This window comes from Micromonospora sp. DT228, assembly GCF_049841595.1.
In the GTDB taxonomy this organism is placed as follows: Bacteria; Actinomycetota; Actinomycetes; order Mycobacteriales; family Micromonosporaceae; genus Micromonospora.
In genome coordinates, this window is sequence record NZ_JBNCKO010000014.1 from 1 (window position 1) to 24,047 (window position 24,047).

Sequence of the window (24,047 nt, forward strand, 5' to 3'; positions counted from 1 at the left end):
GCGTGCGGGTGGCGGAGCCGGTGGTGCTGCGATCGTCAGGGTGTGTAACGACCCCGCCCCGGCCATCATTCCGGCCCCCAGGTGCGGCCCGTCACGTCGGCCAAACCGCCCAAATTGGCAGGAAAAGCCCAGCCACTTCCCGCCTGCGGCACCAGGCGAGCCGACCTGGGCCAGACCGCGCCGAATCGGACATGATCCACTCGGAGTCATTGATAACGCGGCATCCGGGACGCTCCGACACCCCGACATCATGAAACCCGAGTCGATCGAGGCGTGCCGGCCGCGGTCAGCACCCCTGAAAAGGGATAAATACACCTATAGACGTCATGGTTTTGCTCGGGTTCGCCGCGCCCTCGCTGGGACTGGCCCACCCTGGTCCGGGACGTGGTCGCCTCCGGCCTGGATCGGTCGAAGGCCCTGACGTTCCTGATCTTGACGCCTCGGAGCGCCCGGGTGCCGGCGAGGACGTACCCGGCGGCGACGTAGTCGGGGCCGAACCGCGCTCGAGACCCGACACCCCCGGGACCGCACCCCCCGGGACCGCACCCCCCGGGATCGGACCTAGGACCGGACCGAAGCGAGGACCGGACCGGACGCACCCAGGCCCGAGAACACCCAAGGGCCCGGACACCCATAGCCGGACGCACCCAGGACCAGACCCACCCCGGACCGAACCCACCCCGGACCGAACCCACCCCGGACCGAACCCACCCCGGACCGAACCCACCCCGGACCGAACCACCCCCGACCGAACCACCCCGGAGCGGACCCACCCCAGACCGAACCACCCCGGAGCGGACCCACCCCAGACCGAACCACCCCGGACCGGACCCAGCCCGGACCGGACCCACCCGGACCGACGCCCCGAGAGTTGGACGCACTCGGGGCTGACGGGCGCTGGCGCCCGTCGGAGTATTCCGACGGGCGCCAGCTTCAGGTGCGATCCGGGCAGGGCCCGGTGGTGTGCGGATTAGTGCGCGGTCCCACCGAGGCGCTGGCGGCGACGCCAGGCCAGGGTCAGCAGCAGCATGACCGCTCCGGCGCCAACCAGGCCACCGCCGAGCTTCATGGGCGTGCCGATGCTGTCACCGGTGACCGGCAGCGGCTGCTTCTTGTGCAGCACCCGCAGCTCGGTGCTGGCGGAACGGCCGGACTCCCGACCCGTGGCGGTGAAGGTCAGGTGACCCGTCACCGACGGCTTGTAGTGCTTGGTGAACCTTCCCTGGGCGTCGGTGTACGCCGTGAAGGTCAGCGGCGCGCTCGCCTGGTAGGCCACCGGGACCATCGCCACGGTGCTGCCGTCGCTGCGGCGAGCCGGAGCCTGACCGCCGGCCGGGGCAGCAAGCGGAGCCACCGTCACCACGATGTCGACCGTCTCGTTCGGACCGAAGCCGGTGCCCGTCAACAGGACCGTCTCACCGAGGAAGATCGTCGGCCGGTTGACGGTCAGCGAGGCTGCGGCTGGCGGGTACGGCGGCGGTTGCGGCGGGTCGGCGGTCGCGCTCGGCGTCGGCTGCGGCTGTGCCGCCCCCGCTGCCGCCGGCACGGCCACCACGGCCAGGCCGACCGTGAGCGCCATGATGATGCGGGATAGCCGCATGATTGGTTCCCTCCTACTGGTCACAGCTTGGTGCGGAATGAACTTGGGTGGTCCAGGGGCTGGCGGTGGGGGTCAGCCACAGCTCGGCCTGCCCGACGCCGGTCTTGGCCGTCAGCACGGTGACCTCCAGCACCTTCTCGACGCCGGGGCCGACGTCGACGCTTGCGGTCGCCACCTGGCGGCGGCGTTCGGTGCCGCTGCCAAGCGCCGTCTCGGCCCCGTCGAGCCGGGCCTCGAGCACCGCCCCGCCAGCCGGGCTGAAGATCGACACCAACGTGCGGGCGGTGTAGGGGTCGCCCGCCAGACCTAGCCCGAGGACGGATTCGCTAAGTCCGGACTTCGGCGCGGTCGAGCGCAGGGTCACCCGCAGCCGTAGCTCGCGGCGACCGTCGGGCCGGCATTCGCCCACCGTCAGGTTCGCCGTCGGCCGCAGGTAGTAGCCGAGCTTCGCGCCACTGCCGTCGTTGAGGAACACGCCGACGGTCGGCACGGTGTCCTGTTCCGGAAGCGTCCCGGCCATCCGGCTCGCGCCGAATGTCCGCTGTTCCTCAGGTCGGGCACTCCAGAACAATATCCGTCGTTCGGTGATAGCACGGTCAAATGCGGACAACAACACACGAGGGTTGACATTCTTCTTGAAGAAGGCGTCGAACACCGACGCGGCTGACGCCGCGAAGAAGTCGTCCTGCTGCCGTACGTTCAGCCTCTGGTAACTGTCGTTGAGCAGGGTCTGCACGACCTTCTCGCTGGCCAGCGGGACCCCACCGGGCACCAACACCGGACCCGTCGCCTTGAGCAGGTACGACAGCACCACCGGGTCGACGGCGAGCACACCGTCGACGGTGATGTTCGTCGAGCGCCGAAACATCTCGCGGTACAGCGCGGCGGCGCTCGGGAAGTGCGGAGACAGATTGACGTCGGCGGGATAGATGCCGGGCAGGTCGGTCCAGAGCGCCCGGATCTCGGCGGGCACCTTCAGCGCCGGGGTGAACCGGCCGAGCGAGGCACTGCTGCCCTGCTTGCCCATCTTCACCGCGCCGTTCTCCGCCTCGATCATCGCGTACGCGCCGAACATGCCTCCGGTGGCACGCAACTCGGCGAGGTTCTGCGAGACCAGCAGGTACCGTCGCGGTCCGTTCGCGCCGAGCAGCGGCGGCAGCAGGCGGGCCCCCTGATCGGCGGCCGTGGTGAGGCTGGCCAGTCGGTCGATCTCGTCGCGCAGGTCCGTCAGTGCCTGCCGGACCTGGCTGACCAGGCGGTCGGCCGGCACCGCGCCCAGGTCTCGGCGGGTCCGCTGCACCGACTCGTTGACCCCGGTCAGCTCGGTGGACACCGCGGTGAGCTGGGCGAGATCCAGCCGGCCGCCGCTCGGCACCAGCCGGGTCAGATCCGTCCGCAGCAGGCTCGGAAACACCTCCCGGGCCAACTGGTCGATGGCGACGGCGATCCGGCGGACGGCGTCGAGATCGTCACCCGCGATCGGCGTCCGCCGGCCGAGTCGCCAACTCGGATCGGCCGTCGCCGCCCGAGCGGCGCCGGACTGCTCCTGCAGGGCGTCGAGCGTCCGCAGGGCGCGGTCGGTGTCCCCACCCACCACCTGCGCGCTCAACTCCCGGGCCAGGCCGGCGGCGTTGAGCAGGTGGGTCCGCGCCTGCCAGCCACGGAAGCCGATCCAGCCGCCGGTCGCCAGCAGCAGCGAGCCGACGACCAGGGCGCCGAGGAGGGCACGTCGCAGTCGGGCCCGCCGACGACGCCGGGACCGGCTCCGCCGCCGGGTCGACCGTTCGCTTTCCGTCACACCACACTCCCGTTCGCGGAACCGGACAGAAGGTCGGTTCCCTGACGTTCTTAGCACGTGTCGGGGAACTTCGTACCGTTCTTGGCTTCTTCGCCCTTTAAGCGAATTTCCTTCGCAGTTCGCCGACGGGCTCGGTGACACGTCCCGCCGCCTCGTGCAGCAACCGCTCGATCCGGTCCACCCCGGCGGGCAGCGACATCTCCCGCAGGTACGCGGCCCGCCCCCGGCGACCCATCTCGGTACGCGACGGCGGCGGGATGGTGGCGGCCAACCAGAACCGGTCGGCCAGCGCCGCCCAGTCCTCCGGCGGACAGGACAGCCCGGCCCGGACGCGTTCGACCAGCTCGGTGGTGTCGCCGCCGGCCGACGCGATCACCGGTGCGGCGCAGGAGAGCGCCGCCTGCAACTTGCCGGGCACCGTGCCGCGCAGTTCCGGAAGGTCGCGCAGCATGACCAGCTGATAGTCGGCGGCGGCGTACAGCTCGGGCATGTCGACAGGCGACCGGCGGGCCACGAAGCGGACGTTGTCCGCGCCCAACTCGGCGGCGAGCCCCCGGACCCGCCGCTCGGCCGAGCCCGAACCGACCAGGACCAGGTCCATCGTCCGGTCCAGCGCCGCGGCCGCCCGGACCGCGGTTTCCAGCCCCTGCCGTGGGCCGATCGTGCCGGCGTGCATGACCACGCACCGACCGTCCCGACGGACCAGCTGGCGGGCCGCCGCGCCCGGTGTCGCCGGATAGAAGATCCGCTCGTCGGTCCAGTTGAGCACCAGCCGGACGCGGTCCGGTTCGGCGCCGGCGGCGACGACCAGGTCCCGCATCGAGGGCGCGGCGACCGCGATCCGCGCGGCCGACCGGTAGATCCGGGTCATCGCGCTGCCCAGCCGCGACACCCAACCCCCCTCGCCCGCCTCGTCGGTGCCGTCGCGGGTCCAGACGTCCTGGACGTGCAGCACCGTCGGCACCTGCCCGAGCAGCCGGAGCACCCCGGCGGCGGCGAACGTCGTGGCCGGGAGTTGGAAGACGTACAGCGCGTCGAGGCCGCTGAAGTATCGGCGGGCGGTGAGCGTCGCGCTGCCGGCGAAGGAGAGGTAGCTGGCCATCCGGGCGCCGGTGGACGTGGCGCCTCCCGGGTAACGGGGCACCCTGCGCACGGTCAGCCGTTCACTGTGCGTCTCGTGGTGCCACCGCTGCCGCCAGCCGGGATAGACGTGCCCGCCGGGGTAGTCCGGAAACCCGGTGAGCACCCGGACCTCGTGCCCCCGCGCGGCCAACTCCTCGGCGAGGCTGCCGGGGATGAACGCGGGCTCGGGCGGGAAGTGGTAGGACAGGATGCCGATCTTCATGGCCGCGCCCCCGTCCGCCGCGAATCGGCGGCGATCGGCGCGGCACCCCGACCGACGGGTGGACGGCGCGCGTACGATGCCGACAACCCCTCTCCGCGCGGCCGCCGGCACCGACGCACCGTTCGCACGGTGTGCCCGCCCGCGCCCGCACCGACGAGAGGGGCACCGATGGCTGATCGCGTGTTGTTCGTCTGCCACGCCAACCTGTGCCGGTCACCGATGGCCGAGCATCTGGCCCGCAGGCTGCTGGCCGACAGGTCCGTCACGGTGGCCAGCGCCGGCACCGACGCGATCGACGGGCTGTCCATGCACCCGTACGCCCTGGAGGTCGCGGCCGAGGGCGGCGCGGACGTGTCGGCGTTCAGGACCCGGGCTCTGCGGCCCGAATACCTCGTCGACGCGACGTTGGTGCTGACCGCCACCCGCCGCCAGCGCTCGGTCTGCACCGCGCTGGCACCGAGCGCGCTGCACCGCACGTTCACCCTGCGCCAGTTCGGTCGGCTGGCCGCGGCGGCCGAGCCGCCCGCCGAGCCGGCGGACGACCCGTTGCGGGCGGCGATCGCCGCGGTCGCCCAGGCCCGGGGACGGCTGCAACCCGCCGCCCCGGACGCGGACGACCTGCGGGACCCGATCGGCGGTACGTCCGCCGACTTCCGACGCTGCGCCGAGGAGATCGAACGGTCGCTGCGACCCCTCGCCGCGCTCATCGGGGCAGCCGGGTGAGTTCCTGGGTGTGGTCGGCGACGCCGTTGACCCCGGTGGTGGTGTCGCTGTGCCGGCCGGACATCGCCCGGTCCGCCGGCACCGTTGCCGGAGGTGTGGAGGCGACCACCCGGTAGGCCTCGTACTGGTAGGCCTCGGCCTTGGCCACCTTTGCCATGTTCAGCACGCAGCCGAGCAGGCGGACCGAGACCGAGTGCAGTGCGCGGGCCGCCGCGGCGACCTGGGTCCGGGAGGTACGGCCCTGCTGGCTCACCAGCAGCGCGCCGTCGGCCTGCACGGCCACGACCACGCCGTCGGTCACCGCGAGCAGCGGAGCGGTGTCGATGATCACGATGTCCGCCGACTCCCGCAGCGCCAGCAGCAGGTCCGACATCGCCTTGGAACCGAGCAGCTCGCTCGGGTTCGGTGGGGCGGAGCCGCTGGGCAGCACGAGCATCGACTTGTCGCCCCAGCGCTGCACCACGTCGCCGACCTTCACGTCGCCGACGAGCACGTCGGTGAGGCCGACCCCGGCGTCCAGGCCCAGGTACTCGTCGACCTTCGGCCGGCGCAGGTCCGCGTCGACGAGCAACACCCGCCAACCCGCCTCGGCGAGCGCGATGGCCAGGTTGCAGGAGAGCGTGGTCTTGCCCTCGCCCTGCAGCGCGCTGGTCACGGCGATGACCCGGGCCGGCTCGTGGACGTCCACGAAGCGCAGGTTCGTCCGCAGTTTGCGCACCGCCTCGGCGCGGGCCGAGGTCGCGGCGTCGCCGATGATCAGCGGCTCGGTGCGGGCGCTGCTCTCGTAGGGGATCTCGCCGAGCAGCGGACTGCCGGTGGCGCGTTGCAGGCCGGCGGAGTCCCGCAGCCGGACGTCGGCGACGCCGCGCAGGATCGCCAGGCCGACGCCGAGCACCAGGCCGATCAGCCCGCCGAGGGTGAGGTTGCGCGTGGGCTGTGGTGAGACCGGGTTGGCGGTGACCCGTGGGCCGCTCACCACCTCGATCTTGATGGGAGCCTTGCCCTCGGAGGTCGTCTCGACCTTCTGCACCAGGTCGACGAACTTCGCGGCGAGCGACTCCGTCACCCGCAACGCCCGGGTCTGGTCGGTGTCGGTGACCGCGGCGCGCAGCAGGACGGTGCCGGTCTCGGTGGAGGTGCTCACCCGGCTACGCACCTCGTCCGCGGTGAGACCCACCGGGGTCTCGGCCACCACGCTCTGCGCCAGCCGGTCGCTGGTGAGCAGGTCGGCGTACGACTTCACGCGCTGTTGGAGGAAGAGACCACCCTGGTAGGCATCGCTGACGCCGGAGTTGGGGGTGGTGACGAAGAAGGTCACCGAGGCGACGTACCGGGGTTGGGCCCGTACGGTCAGGAACGCCGAGGCGCCCAGGGTCACCATGACCGTGACCAGCACGACCCACCAGTGCCGACGCACGTGGCGCAATTGGCGGAGCAGGTCCATCAGGAGCGCCTCCGCGTCGGTCCGGTTACGCCAAAAAACTTCACGAAAACCCCCAAGGTCGTCTGTCAACTCGTGAAACCATTAAAGCGGCTAATACGACTTATGTCCGGAGTTAGGTGGTTCTGACTTCGACACGTGCGCCCGCATAACCAACCGGGCAGAGGTGCATTCGGCAGCGGCGAGACCGGGGAAAAGTCGGCCGCGATCGGATGCCGACCAAACGGCCCCCGCGGTCGCCACCGCGCCCGGGCCCGGATAGGGTCGACAGCGGTGTGCCGGGAAGTCTGGTCGGCAAGTGGATTCCTGCCGTCCCGATGCCCCGAGGTGAGCGCCGCGAATGACCTCCCCCACCCCACCGCCCGAGCGACGGCCGAAGGGCTGGCCGTCTTCTTCTTCGTGGTGGGTCTGGAACTCAAGCGGGAGTTCGTCGCCGGTGAACTACGCGACAGGCGCCGGGCCGCGCTGCCCGTGGTGGCCGCTCTCGGCGGGATGCTGCTGCCGGCGCTGATCTACGTGGCGGTCGTCGTGGCCGGGGGTGGGACGGGGCTGCGCGGCTGGGCGATCCCGACGGCCACCGACATCGCCTTCGCGCTCGCCGTGCTCGCGCTGGTCAGCTCGCACCTGCCCCAGGGCCTGCGCGCGTTCCTGCTCACCCTCGCCGTGGTCGACGACCTGTTCGCCATCACCATCATCGCGGTCTTCTACACGGCCGACTTCCATCCCGTACCGCTGCTCGCGGCGCTCGCGCCGATCGGGCTCTTCGCGGTGCTGGTACGGCGCGGCCACACGTGGTGGTGGGCGCTGGTCCCCCTCGCGACAGCGGCCTGGGCCCTCGTGCACGCCTCCGGTGTGCACGCCACGGTGGCCGGTGTCCTGCTCGGCTTCACCGTCCCGGTGCTCGCCCGCCACCGGACGGCGGGCGCCGCCGGGACGCCGACGGACGACGGCGGGCTCGCGGCGCACCTGGAGCACCGGTGGCGGCCGGTGTCGGCCGGTATCGCGGTGCCGATCTTCGCCCTGTTCGCCGCCGGTGTCACCCTGCGCGGCACCGACCTGGGCAACCTGCTGACCGACCCGGTGGTGATCGCCATCGTCGCCGGCCTGGTGCTCGGCAAGAGCATCGGCATCTTCGGCTCGACGTACCTGCTGGCCCGGTTCACCCGCGCCGAGCTGGACGAGGACATCACCTGGTCGGACCTGGCCGGAATCGCCCTGCTGGCCGGCGTCGGGTTCACCGTGTCGCTGCTCATCGGCGACCTGGCCTTCGGCACGGGCGGCACCGCCGACGACCGGGTCAAGGTGGCCGTGCTGCTCGGATCGGTGGTCTCCGCCGGGCTGGCCACCATGGTGCTGCGCCGCCGCAACGCCGCGTACCGTCGGGTGGCGCGGCGGGAGCGGCTCGACGCCGACGGCGACGGCGTGCCCGACGTCTACCAACGGCCCGCCGACAGGTAGGGGCGCGGCGCTCGCCCGGGGTTACGCGGTCAGCGGCGGCGCTCGGCGGGCGGCAGGTCCTCGGTCTCCTCGGCCAGCGCCTCCGCCGTCGGTGCGGTGAGGTCGTCGCCCGGCACCGCGATCTCCTCGGCGCGATCCTGCTCGTCGGGCTTGCCCGACGGCGGCGGCTCCGGAGCGGTGCCTTCGCCGGCGAAGCCGTACTCGTTCGGTTCGTCGTGCCGGCTCATGTGGTTATCCTCCCGCTTTCCCCGGTTTCACCTCTTACCGCCAACGGTAGGTGGCGATCGTCATCGGCGCAGCGCGCCGGGGATTGTCGGCCGGACCACGGGGGTGGGCGGCTGAGCGCCGCCCCGAGCAACTGACGCAGGGCGATGATCGCCACCGCGCCGGCCAGGTCGTTCCACCCCAGCTCGCCGACGAGCCGCAGCAGGCCGGCCGCGGTCAGCAGGTCCAGCAGGATCCGCACGCCGCTGCGCAGCGCCCCGGTGGTGAGCGTGGTGAGCACCCCGGCGACAAGCGCCAACGCGGTGACGGCCGTGATCAGCACGCTCATCACGTGCGCCGCTCACCCTCGGCCACCTGCCGCTGCTCCTGACGGATCTCCCGGCCCAGGAAGTAGTTGAGCGCCGTCCGGATCGTCGCGATCGCGGCCAGTTGGCCGATCTGGTCGAACGACGGGGACACCGCCGTCCGCAGCACGTCGGCCGCCAACTGGAATTCGAGACCGAGGGTCAGGAAGCGACCCAGCGAGAGCCGGATCGGCGTGAAACGGGCGGCGGTACGGTGTCGCAGCCCTTCGACCACGAACCGCACCGCCGCCCAGACCGCCCCGACGAAGATGACGAGCGCGCCGCACACCTCCACGACGGCAACCAGCACCTGGTCGCCCTGGCGCAACAGCTCGGCCGGCTCCACCGGAGGCCGTTACCCGTCCTCGGGCCAGCTAGTCGGCACTCAGGTCAGCTCGTTTACCGCCTCCAGGATCAGCCAGAGACCGGAGATGGCGAACAGGATCGCGGCGCCGTACTTGATGGCCTTCTCCGGCAGCCGCCGACCGAGCATCCGGCCGACCAGGATGGCAAGCGCGTCCGCGGCCACCATGCCGATGGTGGAGCCGAGCCAGGTGCCGAACCAGCCGTACTTGGTGGCGAGGGTGATCGTGGCGAGCATCGTCTTGTCGCCCAACTCGGCCAGGAAGAACGCCACCGACACCGCCACGATCGCGGTCTTGCTCGTCTTCTCCGCCTTGCGCTTCTCCTCCTCGGTGAGCTTGTCACCGCGCAGCGTCCACGCGCCGAAGCCGAGGAACGCCACGCCGGCCACCAGGGAGATCCACTCGGTCGGCAGCACCGCCCCGAGACCCACACCGATGGCCACCGACGCCAGGTGCACCACAGCCGTGGCGACCGTGATGCCGATCAGCACCGGAATCGGCTTGAACCGCGTGGCGAAGGTCAGCGCCATCAACTGGGACTTGTCCCCCAGCTCGGCGACGAAGATGACGCCGAAGCTGATCACCAGCGCGGCGAAAAATCCCTCCATGACATCCTTCCCGTTCACGCCGGGAGGAGGTACAGGGGCGCCCTCGACCCGGCTGCAACAGCCTGAGTCGAAGGTCTCGCCCGCCCCGGAAAAAACCGGGGCCGCGTGGCCGGATGCGGAACGCACCAGTATGTCGACCACGACATTGGGGGCTACTCCCCTTCGCGGGACCAGCCTAGCGGATCACCACCGGGCCGGGCCGTGGTGGGTGAACCGGCTCACCGTGCCCGCGCCAGCGTGACCCCGAAGAGCCCGTCCGGGTCGGTCCAGAACTCCGTCGTGGCGAAGCCCGCCGTGGCCAACTCCCCGGCGATCCCCTCCGGGCGGAACTTCGCCGAGACCTCGGTGCGCAGCTCCTCCCCCACGGCGAAGTCCACGGTCAGGTCCAGCACCCGTACCCGCATCGGCCGGGTCGCCCGCAACCGCATCTCGATCCACTCGTGGGTCGGGTCCCAGCGGGCCACGTGCGCGAACGCCTCCGGGTCGAAGTCGGCGCCCAACTCCCGATTGATCACCCGCAACACGTTGCGGTTGAACTCGGCGGTGACCCCGGCGGCGTCGTCGTACGCGGGCACCACCACCGACGGGTCCTTCACCAGGTCGGTGCCGAGCAGCAGCCAGTCGCCGACCTCCAGCGCGGCGCGCATCGCCGTCAGGAACTCGGCCCGCTCGACGGGCAGCAGGTTGCCGATGGTGCCGCCCAGGAACGCCACCAACCGACGGCCGCCGGTGGGCAGCCGGTCCAGTTGCCGGGTGAAGTCACCCACGATGCCCCGGACCCGCAGGCGCGGATAGTCGGCGGCGATCTGGGCCGTGGAACTCGACAGCGCGCTCACCGACACGTCGAGCGGAACGAACGTGCCCAACCCGCCGCGCCGGCTGAAGGCGTCCAACAGCAGCCGGGTCTTCTCCGACGAGCCGGAACCCAACTCGATGAGGGTCTTGGCCCCGGTCAACGCCGCGATGGCGGGAGCACGCTCGGCCAGCACCGCCCGCTCGGCCCGGGTCGGGTAGTACTCGGGCAACCGGGTGATCTCCTCGAACAACTCACTGCCCCGGGCGTCGTAGAACCACTTCGGGGGCAGCCACTTCTGCCCGGCGCTCAGCCCGGCCCGGACGTCGTCGCGCAGGCCGCGCTCCAGGTCGCCCTCTTCGAGGTAGATCTCCAGCGGATCCGCGGTCATCGATCAGCCTTTCTGCTCGAACAACAGGTGGCGCCGGGACCGGTGCGGCTCACCGGATCGGCAACTGACGTACCCGCACGTCACCCACGGTGGCCAGGACCAGGTGCCCATCCGGCACCGCCCGCCACCCGGGGTCGTCGTCGTGCGGCTCGGAGGCGAGCAGCACCGAACCCGGCGTCTCGCGGACCGACAACGCGTGCCCGGCCACGCTGGCGACCGCCCGGCGGCCATCGGTGAGCAGCAGGTTGAGCCGCGAACCGGGGGCCGCCGCGGCCACGTCCGCCACCGTCTGCCCGACCGCCTCGGCCGGATCCTCGCCGGCGCGCAGCCGATGCCGCACCAGCGCCCAGAGCAACGCCGAGTCGGTGGCGGCGTCCAGCGTGAGCAGGTCACGCACCGGCAGCCCGGCGGCGAGCGGCACCACCGCGTCCGGCCAGCCGCGGACCACACCGTTGTGACTGAACAGCCACCGCCCCTCGGCGAACGGCGCGGCGGCGCCGTCGAGCACCGCCATCCCGACCGTGGCCGAGCGCACCGCCGCGAGCAACGCGCCGCTGCGGGTCACCGCCGCGAGCTGGGCGATCGTCGGATCGCTCCAGATCGGCTGCGCCCGTCGGTAGCGCACCGGCGCACCGTCGCCCGGATACCAGCCGACCCCGAACCCGTCGGCGTTGATCGTGCCGCCGCCGCGCATGTCGCGCGGGGCCCAGGACTGCCGCGCCAGCGAGTGCGGCGGATCGAACAGCACCTCGGCAAGGGTGACCGGCGGCCCCAGGTAGGCCAGGTGGCGACACATCAGCGCCCCGCCCCCGCCGGGCCGCCGGCCGCGCGGCAGATCACCGGTACGACTCGTCCGGTCGGACGTCGCGGGCGCAGCGGAACCCACTGAAGATCTGCCGGCGGATCGGATAGTCCCAGTTGCGGAAGGTGCCCCGGCAGGCCGAACGGTCGGTGCCGAACGAGCCGCCGCGCAGCACCCGGTGGTCGCCGCCGAAGAAGACCTCCGAGTATTCGCGGTAGGGAAACGCGGTGAAGCCGGGATGCCCGTCGAACGTGCTCGAGGTCCACTCCCAGACGTCGCCGACGAGCTGGTGCACACCCAACGGCGAGGCGCCACCCGGGTACGCGCCCACCGGCGCCGGCCACAGGTGACGTTGGTCGAGGTTGGCGTGGGCCTCGGTCGGGTCGTCATCCCCCCAGGGATAACGCCGGGACCGCCCGGTCGCCGGATCCCAGCGGGCCGCCTTCTCCCACTCCGCCTCGGTCGGTAGCCGCTTGCCGGCCCACGCCGCGTACGCCTGCGCCTCGTAGAAGCACACGTGCACCACCGGCTCGTCGGCGCGGACCCGGCTCCACCTGCCGAAGCGCCGGTAGGACCACTCGGCGCCGTCACGGTGCCAGTGCATCGGCGCGCTGAGCTGCTCCTGAAGGCGGTGGGACCAGCCCGCCGCGCTCCACCACCGCGGATCGGTGTAGCCGCCGTCGGCGATGAAGGCCGCGTACTGCCCGTTGGTGACCGGAGCGGCGTCGATGACGTACGCGGGCAGGTCGACGCGGTGCGCCGGGCGCTCGTTGTCCAGCGCCCACGGGTCAGTGTCGGTGCCCATGGTGAACTCGCCGGCCGGCACCAGCACCTCCGGACCGACCCGGGCGGAGGGCTCGGGCGGTGGCGGGGCGTGCAGCACCGCCGGCCCCGACCGGAGCTGGTGGGTGGCGAGCATGGTCTCGTCGTGCTGCTGCTCGTGCTGCACGATCATCCCGAAGGCGAACCCATCGGCGACCAGCGGACGCTCGGTGAACGCCACCCGGTCGAGCAGGTCGTGCACCTTGTCCCGGACGGTGCCCAGGTAGGCGCGCGCCTCGGCGGGCGGCAGCAGCGGCAGCGCGGGACGGTCCCGTCGCGGCTGCTTGAACGCGTCGTACAGCTCGTCGATGTCGCACCGGACCGGCTCGCGCCCCCCGACGTCACGGACCAGCCAGAGCTCCTCCTGGTTGCCCACGTGGGCGAGATCCCAGACCAGTGGCGACATCAGCGGTGAGTGTTGGTGCAGCAGGTCCGCGTCGTCGACCTCGGTCAGCAGCGTCGTGCGGGCGCGGGCCCGCGCCAACTCCCCCGCGATCCGGTCGCGTAGCCGCTCCCCGTCGGTGTGTCCCGTCGTACTCGCGCTCACCGGTCCCGTCCTCTCGTCGCGGCGGCCAACCGCCGTCGTACTCCGTGCTGGATCTCGTCGTGGATGCCGGCCGGCAGCTCCAGCCGGGGCAGCGTGCGTAGGGCCAGGTCGAGCAGCGCCGCCGCGGCGGCGGCCAGCGCGGCGTCGGCCAGGCCGTGCCGGGCGGCGGCCGACCAGCGGTGCGCCACCGGCGCGGCGGCCGCGTGCGCCGCGCGCACCGTGCCCGGATCGTTGAACAGGGCGGCCAGCACCGCCAGCGGGAGCCGCCAGTCGCGGTCGGGCTGGGCGTCCAGGTAGCGCAGCTCCAGGTAGCCCCGCGGGCGAACGGGCGGAAACAGGGTGCTGATGTGGTAGTCGAGGTCGTCGGTGGTGGGCGGTCGGGGCAACGCGCCGTCGAGCCAGTCGGCGAAGGTCACGCCCGGCGGCGCGGTCCAGTCCGTGCCGTGCCGGCGCAGACAGAGCAGGGGCGCAGCCAGCACGTACCGGATCCAGTCGGCGGTCGGGTCCTCGTCGACGCGGCCGGGCATCCAGACCGGGCGGGTGCGGGCCGGGTCGATGGCCAGCCAGGCGGCCATCCGCGCGGAGGCCCAGCCGGTGCGCCGCCCGGCGTGCCGGTTGGCCGACGCGAACACCGCGAGCAGCGGCGGCCCGACCACGTGGGCGGCCGCCCAGCGTGGCGCGACCTGGTCCGGCTCACCGGCGTCGAGGCAGACCTGCAGGCCGGCGGTGCTGTACATCATGGTGCGGCCGGCCGTGCCGTGCCTGTCGAAGGCGCCGCGCATCGCGCGGTAGCGGGGAGTTTCCACCACCGGGCGGGGCCGTCGGTGGGGGTCGATGCCGCTGCGGCCGAGGATCAGCCCGGCGGCGGCCAGCAGGTCGGTGACCTGGGCGATGTCGGCATCGGTGGCCTGGATCAATGCGGTGACCGAGGGGCGGGGCGGGGTGGAGATCTCCAACTGGCCACCCGGCTCGAGGGTCACCAGGCCGCCGTGTCGCAGCGGCTCGGCCGGGCTCGTGACATCCAACGTGGCGGGGGTGTGCCGCCCCAGCGCCGCCCGTAGCCGCGTCGGGTCGACGGGGCGGGCGGGATCGGCGGCGTCGTGCACGGTCCATTCCAGTTCGACGCCGGTGAGTGTCGGTGGGCCGGTCTTGAAGCAGATGCGGGCCAGGTGCCGGCCCGCGGCCCCGGACTCACGCAGGATGGCGCTGCGGTCCAACTCGGGTGACGTCACCAACTGTCGTGACCCCTCTCCGTGTGCCGACTTCGGGCGCGGTGTCACCGTAAACCCACCCACCGACATCGTCGGGGCCGCACGGCACCACCCACCCCTGTCTAACAGACGAATTTCCCGCGCAGGGCGCAACGGAAACGCGGCGGCCGCCGGCCGTTCACCGGAGGACGCGGCGGCCCGTCGGCTGCTCACCGGAGGCGCGGCGGCCCGTCGGCGGAGATGGGGCCTGGGGCTTCGCCGGCTCGGACGGCTTGGACGGCTTGGGCTCGGGCGCCAACCGCTGGCAGTACGCCTCGACCTCGGCGACACCGCCGGCCTCGGCGACCAACCTCGCGAAGGCCGGCGTCCGGAGCGCTTTCTCCCGCTGCTCGGGCTTCTTGGCCTGCCAGGCACGGCACAGCCCGTGCACCTGGCCGACGGGCGCGCCGGGGGTCGACGGGGCGCCCGGTGACGGCGGGCCGGGCGCCGGATGGCCCGGTGACGACGCGCCGGGGGACGGTTGGCCCGGCGACGACGGGCCAGGCGGCGCCGATCGGCTGGGCTCGCCGGCCGTGGAGGGGCTCGACGACGTCCGCGACGGCGCCGGCCCGAGCGGCTCCGGCGTCCGGTCCCGGGTGACCGCGGCGAAGGCGGCGCCGGCCGTGGCAGTGGCCGCCACCGCGCCGATCCAGGCCACCGCGCCGGTGGTCAGGCGACGACGGCGGGGTCGGTGGGGCACGGACGGCGCCGGCGTGGCCCGCGCGGCCCGGAAAGCGGCAAGCGCGGCCTCCTCACCGGCCAACTCGCCGGGCCGGGCCGGACCGGCGGCCGCGGCGAGCACACCGGCCACCGAATCCGCCGGGGGTACGCGGGCCGGCGACGACGCCGCCTCCTCTCCGGGCGACGCGGCACGGGTCGCCCGGTCCGACGGGGCGCGCACGTCGGCGCGGGCCGCGTCGAGCAGCCGTTCGGTCTCGGCGTGGTCGACGCGCCGGAACGGGTTCATCCAGAATCCCCTCACGTCAGCCGTCCGCCGGCTCGGCGTGCGGTGCCCGCAGGGAGGGGTTGCCGCCCGCGCGGGGCGGCGGCACCCCGTCGACCTCGGCGGACGGCTCGGCCGCGCGCTGCCGTTCCAGCAGGGCCGCGAGCCGGCGCAGACCGCGGTGGGCGGCGGTCCGGACGGCACCGGCCCGGCGGCCCAGCACCCGGCCCGCGGATCCGGCGTCCAGCCCGATCACGGCCCTCAGCAGGACTGCTTCGGCTTCGCGGGGAGGCAGGGTGGCGATCAGCGCCAGGGCGGTCTCGGTGCCGATCGTCTCGCTGGCGCCCTCGGCGGTGTCCGCCGCGCTGGCCAGGTCGACGAGCGCGTGCACCGGGACCGGCAGGGACGGCCGGCGGCGCAGCCGGCGCAGGTGGTCCATCGCCCGGTTGCGGGCGATCGTGACGGTCCAGGCGCGGAACTCGCCACCGGTGAAGGTGGGCAGGTCGCGGGAGATCTGTAGCCAGGTCTCGGAGGCGACGTCCTCCGCATCCGGGCCGACCAGGGCGGTCAGGTAGCGCAGCAGGCCCGGCTGGAGGCTGCGGTAGAGCAGGCGGAACGCGTCCTCGTCTCCCGCCTGCGCCGCGCTGACCGCGTCGGACAGCTCGGCGGTCATCCGCGGCCCGTGGCGTGCCGGGCTCGCGCCGCCCCGCTCCGCCGCGGTGCGGCAGACCACGCGGCACGCACCGCCCGCCCGCTGAACACCCGCCCCCGCACCGCCCCTCCGCCAATCTGAGCCCACCCGGACCGAGTCGCCGGGCCGGGGTGTCTGGTGGGCCGACGCCAGGGTCGTCGGCTCGGCGCGCCGGACGGTCGAGATGACCGGGGCAGCCCGAGCCGGGCTAAGGCTAGGACGGGCCCACCGACGCGACAAGCCGGCACGTTGTCACGGAAGAGTGACAATTATCAACTCTGCGAGCCGGCGTGTCGGCTGCACCGCCCGTGAGCAGAGCGCCCAAACCCGACCGCGGTACGCCTTTCGGCCACCGGCGAACGACGTCGCGCCAAAATATGTCACTTTTCGTCACGTCAGGTTGTCGCACCGTCACAACGACATGGTGTCCACACAGGTCAGCCGAATGCGCCGAAGTTGTCACTCGTTCGGCGGACAGCCCGTGTCGCGCTCCCGCGCCCCACTCTGGGTACGGTATTGCGGTGTTGTCATCGGGGGTCGTGCTCAGCGGTCGGTACCGCCTGGACGAACGTGTCGCCACGGGCGGCATGGGCGACGTCTGGCTAGCCGCGGACCTCATCCTCGGCCGGCAGGTCGCGGTCAAGGTGCTGCTGCCGACCCTGGTCTCCGACCCCGACTTCATCGCCCGGTTCCGAGCCGAGGCCCGGATCATGGCGGCACTGCGGCACCCCGGCATCGTGCAGGTCTTCGACTGCGGCGCGGACGACCTGCCCGACGGCGCGGGTCGGGCGGACTACCTGGTCATGGAGTTCGTCGCCGGCGAGCCGTTGTCCAAGCGGATCGAGACGGCCGGGCGCCTCGACGTGGCCGAGACGATGTCGATCGTGGCGCAGGCCGCCGCGGCGCTGAACGCGGCGCACCGGGGCGGCATCGTGCACCGCGACGTCAAGCCGAGCAATCTGCTCGTGCTCGAGGACGGCTCGGTCGTCCTGGTGGACTTCGGCGTGGCGCGTTCGCTCGACATCACCAGCATCACCAGCACCAACGCGGTGCCTGGCACCGCCCTCTACATGGCCCCCGAGCAGGCCGCCGGGCGACCGGTCAGCGGTGCGACCGACATCTACGCGCTGGGCGCGGTCACCTACTGCTGCCTCACCGGCAATCCGCCGTTCACCGGCGACAATCCGCTGCAGGTCGCCGTGCGGCACCTCGACGACGAGCCGCCGGAGCTGCCGCACGAGATTCCGGAGGCGGTCCGCGCCCTGGTGTCCCGGGCCCTGGCCAAGGATCCGTTGGATCGCTTCAGCAGCGGCGCGGCGATGGCCGAGGCCGCCCGGACCGCGGTCACCGGCGGCGAACCGCCCACCGCGATGGCGGCGGCCGTTCCGCTGCGCGACGCCGGGCCGGGCACCCGCGGCGACGGTCCGGTCGGCGCGGCGGTGGCGGATGGGACCCGGGCCGGGCGGGCGCGACGGCGGGGTCCGCTTGTCGGCGCGGCGGTGGCCGTCCTGGTCGCTCTCGTCGGGCTCGGCGCGGCACTGGGCACGATGCACAGTGCCGGCGAAGATCCGGCGGTCAAGCTGCCGACCACCCCGCCAGCGGTGGAGCCGAGCGGCCCGTTGGATCTGCCGGCGGGCAACGAGCAGATCGCCACCGGCGGCCCGACGCGTCCCGACCGGCCGGTGGCCCCCGGCAACTCCCCGTCGGCGTCGATCTCCGCCACGCCGAGCACGCGACCCAGCCAGACGATCAAGCCGCCGACGCCATCGGTCACGCCGACGACGACCGTGCCGGCCAGCACCCCGCCCAGCACCCCGTCGACCACGCCGTCGGCGCCCACGTCGACCACGCCGGAGAGCCCGACCGTTCCGGAGGGGCCGGCAGGCAACTGAGCACGCCGGTTTCACCCAGCGCGGATAGTCCCACCAGCCCCGATATCCCCAAAACGGACTTGGGTCGCCGAACACCCCTCTAGGCTCCTCAGCAGGTCATATCCACCATCTGCTGCGGGGGCCCGGGTGAACGCTGAAAAGCTGGTCGTGATCGGTCAGGGGTACGTCGGGCTGCCGCTGGCCATGCGCGCGGTGGAGGCGGGGTTCGACGTCGTCGGTCTTGACGTCGACGCCGACCGGGTGAAGCGTCTCGCCTCGGGCGAGTCGTTCGTCGAGGACATCCCGACCGACCGGCTGGGCCGCGCGTTGGGGAGCGGCCGGTACCACCCCAGCACGGAATACACCGATGCCGAGGGCTTCGACATCTGTGTCATCACCGTGCCGACCCCACTGCGCGACGGCACCCCCGACCTGAGCTTCGTCGAGCAGGCGGGTGTGGGCATCGGCCCGTACGTCCGCCCGGGGTGCACGGTGATCCTGGAGTCGACCACGTACCCGGGCACCACCGAGGAGTTGCTGCGCCCCCTGTTGGAATCGGCCAGCGGGCTGCGCAGCCCGGGTGACTTCCATCTCGGTTACAGCCCGGAGCGGATCGACCCGGGCAACCCGAGCTGGCGGTTGGAGAACACGCCGAAGGTGGTCTCCGGCGTGGACGCGGTATCGCTGGCCAGGGTGGACGATTTCTACAAGCGGCTCGTGGAACGCACCGTGCCGGTGGGCTCGACCCAGGTGGCCGAGCTGACCAAGCTGATCGAGAACACCTTCCGCCAGGTCAACATCGCACTGATCAACGAGCTGACCATGCTCTCGCACCACCTCGACATCGACGTCTGGCAGGCGATCGACGCCGCCGAGACCAAGCCGTTCGGCTTCCTGCCCTTCCGGCCCGGCCCCGGGGTCGGCGGGCACTGCCTGCCGATCGACCCGTGTTACCTGTCCTGGCAGGTCAAGCGCCGCCTCGGCCGGCAGTTCCGGTTCATCGAGCTGGCCAACGACATCAACCACGAGATGCCCGAGCACGTCACGCAGCGGATCATGGGGGGCCTGAACCGGGACGGCCGGGCCGTCAGCGGCGCCCGACTGCTGCTGCTCGGTCTGGCGTACAAGAAGAACACCGGCGACATGCGCGACTCCCCCGCGGTCGACGTGGCCCTGCGGCTGCGCGGGCTGGGCGCCGAGGTGCACGCGGTCGAGCCGTACGCCGAGGCGCACCACATCCCGGACGGGGTCACCGTGGTCGACCTCACCGAGCAGGAGGTCCGCGCCGCCGACGCGGTGGTGGTGGTCACCGACCACGACAGCTTCGACTACGAGCTGGTGGTCCAGCACGCGCGCTACGTCTTCGACACCCGCAACCGGTGCGTCGGCCCGCTGGTGGAGCGCCTGTAGACCCGGCACCGCTGGCCGGTCCCGCCGCCGGGAAAGACGGCGGGACCGGCCGGCGGATGTCCGTTCCGCCGTGAGCGGCGGCACCGCGGCGGCGCAGACGGTCACTGGTCGGCGAGCGCCTCGACGACCGGGCGGGACAGCGCCCGGCGGGCCGGTAGCACCGAGGCCAGGAGGGCGGCCAGCACCGCGACGCCGAGGATCAACCCGAGCTGGCCGAACGGCAGCACCACGTGGAAGTTCTCATTGAGGCGGGCAAGCAGCGCCATCGCGGAGGCGCTGACGCCGGTGCCCAACCCGACCCCGAGCACCGCACCGACAAGCGCCATCAGCACCGCCTCGACGGCGAGCACCGCCCGCATCCGGCCTCGGGTGAGCCCGACCGCCCGCAGCACGGCGTTCTCCCTGGTTCGCTCGACCACCGACAGGCTCAGCGTGTTCGCCACGCCGACCAGGGCGATCACCACGGCCAGGCCGAGCAGCGCGGTGACGAGGGCGAGCACCATGTCCACGGTGCCGGTGAGCATCTTCTTGTACGCGCCCTGGTCCATCAGGTTCACCGTCGGGTAGCTGTCCAGCACCTCCTCGATCGCGTCCCCGGCCCGCTCGGCGCTCACCCCGGCGGCGGGGTCGATCTCAGCCAGGACGCCCCGCTGACCAGGGAAGAGTGCGGTGAAGTCCGTGTCGGCCATGTCGATGACGTAGCCCGCCGGCGCACCGTTGCCGGCCGAGTCGTCGGTGACGACGGCGGCCACCCGGAACGACCGGCCCCCGACTGTCACCGAGGAGCCGACCTGCCAGCCTCGTGCCTGCGCCAACTCCCGGTGCACAAGCACCTGCCCCGGCCCGAGCCGATCGGCGCCACCGGCCAGCACCCCGGTCAGCGTGCGGCCGACCAACGCCGGGTGGGCCGCCCGGATCTCGACGTCGGCGACGACAGTGCTGCGTTGCTCGTGCACCACCCCCAACTCGGGGCGGGCGGCAAGCTCACCGGCGAGCGCGGCAGGCAGGTCCTGACCGATTCCAACGACAATGAAGTCCGTCCCGATCTGGGCATCCACGCTGCTTTCAATGCCGTCCTTGGTGCTGCGTCCGCCGACCAGGAAGGCCGACACCAGTCCGATCCCGATCACCAGGGCGGTGGCGGTCGCGGCCACCCGCCGCGGGTTACGGACCGTGTTGGCCACCGCCAGCGCGCCGACCGCCCCGAGCACACGACGTGCCGGCCAGCCGAACACCCGGGCCAGCGCCGGGACGAGCACCGGCCCGAACAGCACGATCCCGAAGAAGGCCAGCACCCCGCCGACGGCCACCAGCAGCAGTTGACCGGCGCTGGCGGCGCCGGCCAGGGCGGCCACACCGACGGCCAGCACCACCGCGCCGAAGGTCAACCGAACCCAACCAGCCCCCCGGCTCGGCTGCACCGCCGCGTCGGTGAGCGCGGCCACCGGAGCGATCCGCGTGCCCCGCCAGGCCGGGAGCAGGGCGGCGCACACGGTGAGCGCGGTACCCAGCAGCAGGCCGGTCAGCACCGTCGCACCGGTCACGGTCAGGCCACCGGTGACCGGCACGTCCAGTCGGGACATCAGCAGCCTCATCCCGCCGGCGAGGGCCACCCCGAGCAGCACCCCGAGCGCGGAGGCGACAAGCCCGAGCACCGCCGACTCCAGCAGGGCGGCGCGGAAGACCTGCCCCCGGGTGGCGCCGACCAGGCGCAGCAGCGCGGTGCGCCGGGTGCGCTGTGCCAGCACGATCGCGAAGGTGTTGGCGATCACGAAGCCGGCCACCACCACGGCGACCCCCACGAAGATCAACAGCAGCATCCGGAACTGGTCCGCGTTGCGGACCGCCTCCTCGACGGCCTCGTCGAGGATCCGCTGACGACTCTTCACGGTGGCTTCGCCGCCAGCGATGGCACGTACCCGCTCGGTCACCGCCGCGACGGAGGCGCCCGGCTGGACCGCCACCAGGACGCGGCCGTAGCCCCGCTCGCCGGTGAGGGCCAACGCGTCCGGCCCGACCAGGCCGACGAACGGGCCCCCCACATCACGGACGGTGCCGGCCACGTCGACGGTGCCCACCAGGGTGTACGGGCGGGCCGCGCCGCCACGGCCGCCGACCCGGACCTCGGCGCCGAGGGCGAAGCCCTCCTCGGCCACCGTCGGCGCGTCGAGCACCACCTCCCCGGGCCGGTCGGGCAGTCGGCCGGCGACCACGTCGTACGAGCGCAGAGCCTGCTCGGTGGGGATGGCCACGAGCATGGTGAAGCCGAGCACCGGACGGCCGTCGGCGCCGACGATCCCGGCGGTGTTCGTCAGCTCACCGGCCGCCGCGGCCACCCCGTCGACCGCGGCCACCCGGTCGACCAGGGCCGGGGCCAGCAACTCCTTACCGGCCGAGTAGACACCCAGGTCGGTGTGCCGGTCGAAGGTGCCGGCCCGCTCGTACGCCCCGGCGCGCATCCCGTCGACGAAGATCATCGTGCCGGCGACGAACGCGACACCGAGCACGACGGCCAGCGCGGAGAGCAGCATGCGCAGCGCCTCGGCACGCAACGAGCGCAGGGTCAGGCGGATCATGCGGGGCTCCCGGTGCAGGTGGCGGATCGGACCCCTCCGACGCTATGGCCGGAGCCGGTCGGTTGATCTCCACCTACGCGCTCGACGTGCGTGCGCCCCGGGTCGCGGTGCGCCCCTCGCCGGCTACGACCCAGGTCGTACGCGGCGTCATCCGCCAGGTGTCACAAGCCCGCTCTCGTACGCCAGGACCACCGCCTGGACCCGGTCGCGCAACTGGAGCTTGGCCAGGATCCGACCGACGTGGGTCTTCACCGTCGCCTCGGCCACGTGCACCCGGGCGGCGATCTCCGCATTGGACAGGCCCTGCGCGACAAGCAGCAGCACCTCCCGTTCCCGGTCGGTGAGCCGCGTGAGGCGCGGGTCCGCGCTCGGGGCGGCGCCGAGCTGCCCGGCGAACCGGTCCAGCAACCGCCGGGTGATCGACGGGGCCACCACCGAGTCACCCTGGGCCACCACCCGGATCGCGGCCAACAGCTCCTCCGGCGGGACGTTCTTGAGCAGGAACCCGCTCGCCCCGGCCTGGAGCGCCGCGAACGCGTCCGCCTCGGTGTCGAAGGTGGTCAGCACCAGCACCCGGGGCGGGCCCTCGGGCCGTTCGGCGCAGAGCCGGCGGGTCGCCTCCACCCCGTCCATTGTCGGCATCCGGATGTCCATCACGACCACGTCGGCCTCGGTACGGGCCAGCACCCGCAGGGCGTCCGCGCCGTCGATCGCCTCCCCGACCACCTCGAGATCGGGCTGGGAGTCCAGCACCATCCGGAACCCGGCGCGGACCAGCGCCTGGTCGTCCACGATCACCACCCGGACCGTCATGCCGCGATCACCTCCGTTGCCGGCCCCGACGGTAGCGGTAGCCGAACCTCGACCTGCCAGCCCCCGGCCGGCCGCGGGCCGGCGGTGAGGCTGCCGTCGTACACCGTCACCCGCTCCCGCATGCCGAGCAGACCGTGACCGCCGGACGGCGTCGGGCTGACCAGCGGGCGACCCCGACCGTCGTCGCGCACCCGGACCACGACGGCCTCGGCGGTGTGGGTCAGGTCGACCTCGACGCCGGCGCCGACGCCGCCGTGCTTGAGCGCGTTCGTCAGCGCCTCCTGCACCACCCGGTAGACGGTCAGCTCCAACCCCGGCGGCAGGGCCGGCTGCTCACCGGTGACGGTGCTGCGAATGCGCAGCCCGGCGTCACCGAAACGGGCCAGCAGGTCGGGCAGCTCGGCCAGCGCCAGACGCCGGTGCTCCGGGTCGGCGGCCGCCACGAGCCCGTCGCCGCCGGACGGGCCGGCGTCGCGCAGGACGCCCACCAACCGGCGCATCTCCTCCAGCGCCGACCGGCCGGTGTCGGCGACCACCTTCACGGCGGTGCGGGCCTGCGCGGGGTCCCGGTCGAGCATGAACCGGGCGCCGTCGGCCTGGACGATCATCACCGCCAGGCTGTGGGCGACGACGTCGTGCAGCTCCCGGGCGATCCGGGTGCGCTCCTCGGCGACCGCCGCCCGGGACTCGGCCTCCCGTTCACGTTCCAGGGTGGTGGCCCGTTCCTCCAGGCTGAGCACGTAGAGCCGGCGGGTCCGCACGTTCAGCGCGACGAGCCACACCGCGCCGGTGACAAGCGCGTACCACAGGGCGGTCACCCACCAGGTGATGACGCCCGGGGTCTGCACGGCGGCGAGCACCACCCCCACCGCGGCGGCCGCGCCGGCGAGCACCGCGGCGCGCAGCCGCTCGCCGTACTTCACCACGCTGTAGAGCGCGATCAGGACGGCGACGTCGAACGGCAGCGGCCCCCACCTGGCGATCACTTGCACCAGGCCGAGCGCGGTGATCACCACGGTCACCGCGCCCGGGTGCGCGCGGCGGAACAGCAGCGCCGCGGCCATCCCCAGACAGACGAGCGCGGCCGCCCACCCGCCCGCCAGGTTCGCCGCGCCGGCCACTCCGATGAGGGCCACCACGACGGATACGGCCACGTCGAAGGCGACGCCGCGCAGCGGGCGACCGAACATCGTGCGTTCCACGGTCACCCAGCGTACGTGCCGGTCGACGG

21 protein-coding genes are annotated in these 24,047 nt (G+C 72.9%); 4 read left to right on the plus strand and 17 right to left on the minus strand.

Annotation, left to right across the window (positions count from 1 at the left end):
• Positions 1 to 970 precede the first annotated feature (970 nt).
• The 3 genes from ACLQ29_RS24705 to ACLQ29_RS24715 all read right to left on the minus strand — a co-directional run bounded on the left by ACLQ29_RS24705 (position 971) and on the right by ACLQ29_RS24715 (position 4,743).
• Positions 971 to 1,600 carry a hypothetical protein gene (locus ACLQ29_RS24705; protein ID WP_425773854.1) on the minus strand — a complete coding sequence of 210 codons (630 nt, stop codon included), beginning with the start codon at positions 1,598 to 1,600 and terminating at the stop codon, positions 971 to 973.
• Positions 1,601 to 1,613: 13 nt separating this feature from the next.
• On the minus strand, positions 1,614 to 3,398 hold the full coding sequence (locus ACLQ29_RS24710) for a DUF4012 domain-containing protein (protein ID WP_425773855.1): 1,785 nt from the start codon (positions 3,396 to 3,398) through the stop codon (positions 1,614 to 1,616).
• Between the two features lie 97 nt (positions 3,399 to 3,495).
• Complete coding sequence (locus ACLQ29_RS24715; RefSeq protein ID WP_425773856.1) at positions 3,496 to 4,743, minus strand: glycosyltransferase family 4 protein; 1,248 nt, start codon at positions 4,741 to 4,743, stop codon at positions 3,496 to 3,498.
• A gap of 168 nt (positions 4,744 to 4,911) precedes the next feature.
• On the opposite strand from ACLQ29_RS24715, the gene ACLQ29_RS24720 reads away from it, so the two are divergent.
• On the plus strand, positions 4,912 to 5,466 hold the full coding sequence (locus ACLQ29_RS24720; protein ID WP_425773857.1) for a low molecular weight phosphatase family protein: 555 nt from the start codon (positions 4,912 to 4,914) through the stop codon (positions 5,464 to 5,466).
• On the opposite strand, the gene ACLQ29_RS24725 is transcribed toward ACLQ29_RS24720, so the two are convergent.
• Positions 5,447 to 6,910 carry a polysaccharide biosynthesis tyrosine autokinase gene (locus ACLQ29_RS24725; RefSeq protein WP_425773858.1) on the minus strand — a complete coding sequence of 488 codons (1,464 nt, stop codon included), beginning with the start codon at positions 6,908 to 6,910 and terminating at the stop codon, positions 5,447 to 5,449. The genes ACLQ29_RS24720 and ACLQ29_RS24725 overlap by 20 nt on opposite strands.
• Positions 6,911 to 7,114: 204 nt before the next feature.
• Here ACLQ29_RS24725 and nhaA point away from each other — a divergent pair, with 204 nt between their 5' ends.
• Positions 7,115 to 8,365: a Na+/H+ antiporter NhaA gene (gene nhaA, locus ACLQ29_RS24730; RefSeq protein ID WP_425774014.1), complete on the plus strand. Its 1,251-nt coding sequence runs from the start codon at positions 7,115 to 7,117 to the stop codon at positions 8,363 to 8,365.
• Positions 8,366 to 8,394: 29 nt separating this feature from the next.
• On the opposite strand, the gene ACLQ29_RS24735 is transcribed toward nhaA, so the two are convergent.
• From ACLQ29_RS24735 to ACLQ29_RS24780, 10 genes are all read right to left on the minus strand, one after another.
• Positions 8,395 to 8,592, minus strand: a complete 198-nt coding sequence (locus tag ACLQ29_RS24735) for a hypothetical protein (RefSeq protein WP_393370526.1) — start codon at positions 8,590 to 8,592, stop codon at positions 8,395 to 8,397.
• Entirely contained in the window at positions 8,589 to 8,918 is a 330-nt protein-coding gene (locus tag ACLQ29_RS24740) for a hypothetical protein (protein WP_425773859.1), read from the minus strand. The genes ACLQ29_RS24735 and ACLQ29_RS24740 overlap by 4 nt, the downstream gene beginning before the upstream one ends.
• Entirely contained in the window at positions 8,918 to 9,280 is a 363-nt protein-coding gene (locus ACLQ29_RS24745; RefSeq protein WP_425773860.1) for a DUF1622 domain-containing protein, read from the minus strand. Before ACLQ29_RS24745 ends, ACLQ29_RS24740 begins: the two co-directional genes overlap by 1 nt.
• Before the next feature lie 39 nt (positions 9,281 to 9,319).
• Positions 9,320 to 9,907: a TMEM165/GDT1 family protein gene (locus ACLQ29_RS24750; protein WP_272611408.1), complete on the minus strand. Its 588-nt coding sequence runs from the start codon at positions 9,905 to 9,907 to the stop codon at positions 9,320 to 9,322.
• A 218-nt stretch (positions 9,908 to 10,125) separates the two neighbouring features.
• The gene (gene egtD / locus ACLQ29_RS24755) at positions 10,126 to 11,091 is read right to left on the minus strand and encodes an L-histidine N(alpha)-methyltransferase (RefSeq protein ID WP_425773861.1); all 966 of its coding nucleotides are present in this window, start codon (positions 11,089 to 11,091) and stop codon (positions 10,126 to 10,128) included.
• Positions 11,092 to 11,140: 49 nt separating this feature from the next.
• Entirely contained in the window at positions 11,141 to 11,887 is a 747-nt protein-coding gene (gene egtC / locus ACLQ29_RS24760) for an ergothioneine biosynthesis protein EgtC (RefSeq protein ID WP_425773862.1), read from the minus strand.
• Between the two features lie 40 nt (positions 11,888 to 11,927).
• On the minus strand, positions 11,928 to 13,262 hold the full coding sequence (egtB, locus tag ACLQ29_RS24765) for an ergothioneine biosynthesis protein EgtB (RefSeq protein ID WP_425773863.1): 1,335 nt from the start codon (positions 13,260 to 13,262) through the stop codon (positions 11,928 to 11,930).
• Positions 13,259 to 14,497, minus strand: a complete 1,239-nt coding sequence (gene egtA / locus ACLQ29_RS24770) for an ergothioneine biosynthesis glutamate--cysteine ligase EgtA (RefSeq protein ID WP_425773864.1) — start codon at positions 14,495 to 14,497, stop codon at positions 13,259 to 13,261. The genes egtB and egtA overlap by 4 nt, the downstream gene beginning before the upstream one ends.
• A 154-nt stretch (positions 14,498 to 14,651) precedes the next feature.
• Positions 14,652 to 15,479, minus strand: coding sequence for a hypothetical protein (locus tag ACLQ29_RS24775; RefSeq protein WP_425773865.1), 828 nt, complete (start codon positions 15,477 to 15,479; stop codon positions 14,652 to 14,654).
• Positions 15,480 to 15,495: 16 nt separating this feature from the next.
• On the minus strand, positions 15,496 to 16,128 hold the full coding sequence (locus tag ACLQ29_RS24780; RefSeq protein ID WP_425773866.1) for an RNA polymerase sigma factor: 633 nt from the start codon (positions 16,126 to 16,128) through the stop codon (positions 15,496 to 15,498).
• A gap of 539 nt (positions 16,129 to 16,667) precedes the next feature.
• Between ACLQ29_RS24780 and ACLQ29_RS24785 the strand changes: the two genes are divergently transcribed.
• Both ACLQ29_RS24785 and ACLQ29_RS24790 read left to right on the plus strand, forming a co-directional pair.
• The gene (locus ACLQ29_RS24785) at positions 16,668 to 18,038 is read left to right on the plus strand and encodes a serine/threonine-protein kinase (protein WP_425773867.1); all 1,371 of its coding nucleotides are present in this window, start codon (positions 16,668 to 16,670) and stop codon (positions 18,036 to 18,038) included.
• 126 nt (positions 18,039 to 18,164) lie between these two features.
• Positions 18,165 to 19,427: a nucleotide sugar dehydrogenase gene (locus ACLQ29_RS24790; RefSeq protein ID WP_425773868.1), complete on the plus strand. Its 1,263-nt coding sequence runs from the start codon at positions 18,165 to 18,167 to the stop codon at positions 19,425 to 19,427.
• Positions 19,428 to 19,528: 101 nt separating this feature from the next.
• On the opposite strand, the gene ACLQ29_RS24795 is transcribed toward ACLQ29_RS24790, so the two are convergent.
• From ACLQ29_RS24795 to ACLQ29_RS24805, 3 genes are all read right to left on the minus strand, one after another.
• The gene (locus ACLQ29_RS24795) at positions 19,529 to 22,003 is read right to left on the minus strand and encodes an ABC transporter permease (RefSeq protein WP_425773869.1); all 2,475 of its coding nucleotides are present in this window, start codon (positions 22,001 to 22,003) and stop codon (positions 19,529 to 19,531) included.
• A gap of 147 nt (positions 22,004 to 22,150) precedes the next feature.
• Positions 22,151 to 22,816 (minus strand): response regulator, encoded by a 666-nt coding sequence (locus ACLQ29_RS24800; RefSeq protein ID WP_425773870.1) that lies wholly within the window; start codon positions 22,814 to 22,816, stop codon positions 22,151 to 22,153.
• Positions 22,813 to 24,024, minus strand: coding sequence for a sensor histidine kinase (locus tag ACLQ29_RS24805; RefSeq protein WP_425773871.1), 1,212 nt, complete (start codon positions 24,022 to 24,024; stop codon positions 22,813 to 22,815). The genes ACLQ29_RS24800 and ACLQ29_RS24805 overlap by 4 nt, the downstream gene beginning before the upstream one ends.
• Positions 24,025 to 24,047: the final 23 nt, after the last annotated feature.